The sequence below is a fragment of the Leptolyngbya cf. ectocarpi LEGE 11479 genome, from assembly GCF_015207065.1.
Classification (GTDB): Bacteria; Cyanobacteriota; Cyanobacteriia; order Phormidesmidales; family Phormidesmidaceae; genus Leptothoe; species Leptothoe ectocarpi.
The window spans coordinates 1-2,394 of sequence record NZ_JADEXP010000560.1 but is presented as its reverse complement, the minus strand read 5'-3'; the positions used below and the strand labels follow the sequence as shown (position 1 = coordinate 2,394).

Sequence of the window (2,394 nt, the reverse complement as noted above, 5' to 3'; positions counted from 1 at the left end):
GTTTATGTTTCAGATTAATCCAGAGATGACAGGTCTTATTGTCATAGGTGATGAGTATGTCAGCACCAGCTTGGGCATACTGGCTGGCTTGTTGGTAAAGCTGCTGCCGTTGGCTATAGTCCAGGGTGATGATTCGTTGAAAAAGAGAATATTGGTACCGCATACCATCCTGTAGGCTCTGGTCTAGCCAAAACTTAAACCGCCTAACTTGTTGGGACTTAAATAATTTAGATGTCACAGTACTAACAGATGCAAAATTCCCGCAAATACCCGAGCTATTGGAGTACTAATTACTCTACTCTTTTCAGCGGTGGGAGATTTTGTAATTGCCATCCGCTAAGCGGCCCAAACAGTTCTAGAAACCTACAAGTTGCCTAGGTCATTCTTACGTACTTTGGCCATAGGTAGCGTCGCTTTACAGGGTTGTCTTAGCTACCGCTGATTCAACTACAAGGTGCAAAATATCTTGACTAAGAGGCTCAACTAGAAAACCGTCAATGCCTGGATGGTCTTCCTGCAGTGACCAACTGGGTTCGTGGGATTGAGTCAAGGCTACAATAGTCGTCCCTAAAGGTTTTACGGTTTCTCTCAGGCGATTTATAAACGCTGGAGGCCAGTTTTTATGGGCACCTGAGAGAATAACTAAGTAAGGAATGCTCTGTTCAATACGGGCAACAGCTTGATCGGTTGAATGCGCGACAAAAATACCACCTTCCAACTGATTAGAAAGTGATTGGACCATGGGGTCTGCTCCACAATGCTGATCCATTAATAAGATGTAACCGCTGTAGCTGTCCATATGCCAGAAACCCGTTAGGCCTATTTCAGCTATTCAAGTCTATGGAGTCTTACGAAAAATGGAGGACAGTTGCAAGGTATTGAAAGGCTTCTTAGGGTGGGTTATTAAACTTGAGAACTAGTATACTCAAGTTAATGAATTGCAAGGTTTGTGGGAAAAGTTAATGATGCCTCTAGGGGGCCAGGCGAGCTTTTTTGAGGCGAGTAGTTTCATACCAGATTGCGATCGCAGGTACCCATACTTGAAAATGAGGCCAAATCACTTCGCATAGCTTTTGTGCTTCTAGTTGAGCATCGGCCTTCCAGCGTAAATCTAGTAAATGCATCAGCGATCGCACATTGGCAGACATCACCCAGTGTTGCCGTACATCAAACGGGATTAGCCCTCGCGCATGCTCTTCCGAAAAACCTTGTTCAATGCGAGTTTTATACCGTTCACAGGCATCTAAACACCAAGCCACATCCTGCTGACGCAGCTCTTCGGTGTAGGTATATTTTTTACCTTGGCGATCGCTATAATCGCCAACGGGTCGCAGATAAAAAACCTCTTCCACATCACGGTTACCTGCAATCACATCTAAAATACGTGATCCTGTGTAGCGAAATGATTGTACGTCAAACGAAACTCCCACACGATGTGTACGAATCTGCTGCATGGTGGAGTGGGGGAGCCATCCACAATTTAAGACAATTTGCGGATGTTCTAAGGGGCCATAATGCCCTCGACCGCCCTTGAGCAAATTGCGAATCACCAAGTCTCCGCATTTTTCTTCAGAGGGCCAATCCTGGCGCTCGTTCCACACAAATCCCTCGGCATAATCCTGATGCATGGCTGCATAGATAGTTTGCTGAGGGTTTGGGGTTTTGGAAATCACTTCGACGGTAAACCGTTGCATGGGCAGTCGCTAAATAGTCAATCGCTATAGTCTATCGGAGAAAAGCATCCACTCAAGCCGGTCTATCGGAACATGTAGTTTTCTAAAACTAAGTGACAGAAACTAAGTGACAGAATGCTCTGATGGTCCCTCAGTCTCGCCCCAGTTTTTGTTTAAGGTCATGCTTGAGTCGAGCCATAATCGATTTTTCATCTAAAGCATTGACAATATTAGCAATAACTGTTTTCGGTCCTTGGGCTCCCCAGTGGGCTCCATTGACTAGATAGGTGCGGGTGACTTGGCCAATGGCATAGGTGGCAAAACCAGCTACGGCAGCCTGGGTGAGGGCAACGGAGAAATAAGGGGCCATACTCAGTCCCCCTGTGGCGAGACCAGCGGTGCCTAAAATACTTTTGAGCGAGCTAAGTCCTAGGGTAATCAGGAGTTCGCTAATGGAGAGGCTACCGGTCGCGATCGCAATTGTCCGCAGAAGCTTGAGGGCCTCCTGTTGAGTCATGGGTAGCCCATAGAGTTTTGACAGGCTAATGACCAACCCTACATCTACCGCCAAACCCCCAACCATATCGGCCAGCATGAGGGGATTCACGGCCACAGCCACGGCTTTAGTTAGGGCTATCTGCCAAATCAGATCATCGGCACGCCGCCCCCGAATTTCTAACTTGCGAGCAACCAGCCTGGCCTGTACATCATCGGTATAGAG

At 47.1% G+C, this 2,394-nt stretch carries 4 protein-coding genes; all 4 read right to left on the bottom strand.

The features are described 5' to 3' along the window. On the bottom strand, positions 1-238 hold a 238-nt coding region (locus IQ260_RS29885), incomplete at its 3' end, for a hypothetical protein (RefSeq protein WP_193996688.1). A gap of 177 nt (positions 239-415) precedes the next feature. Then, positions 416-742 (bottom strand): response regulator, encoded by a 327-nt coding sequence (locus IQ260_RS29880; RefSeq protein WP_193996687.1) that lies wholly within the window; start codon positions 740-742, stop codon positions 416-418. Between the two features lie 229 nt (positions 743-971). After that, positions 972-1,694, bottom strand: coding sequence for an FAD-dependent thymidylate synthase (thyX, locus tag IQ260_RS29875; RefSeq protein ID WP_193996686.1), 723 nt, complete (start codon positions 1,692-1,694; stop codon positions 972-974). Between the two features lie 130 nt (positions 1,695-1,824). Beyond that, positions 1,825-2,394, bottom strand: a 570-nt coding sequence (locus IQ260_RS29870) for a YcjF family protein (RefSeq protein ID WP_193996685.1), incomplete at its 5' end; no start/stop codon positions are given.

Excerpts from the sequence above, each read along its gene's own strand:
- thyX (WP_193996686.1), bottom strand. The coding sequence starts at position 1,694 with ATGCAACGGTTTACCGTCGAAGTGATTTCCAAAACCCCAAACCCTCAG.
- IQ260_RS29880 (WP_193996687.1), bottom strand. The coding sequence starts at position 742 with ATGGTCCAATCACTTTCTAATCAGTTGGAAGGTGGTATTTTTGTCGCG.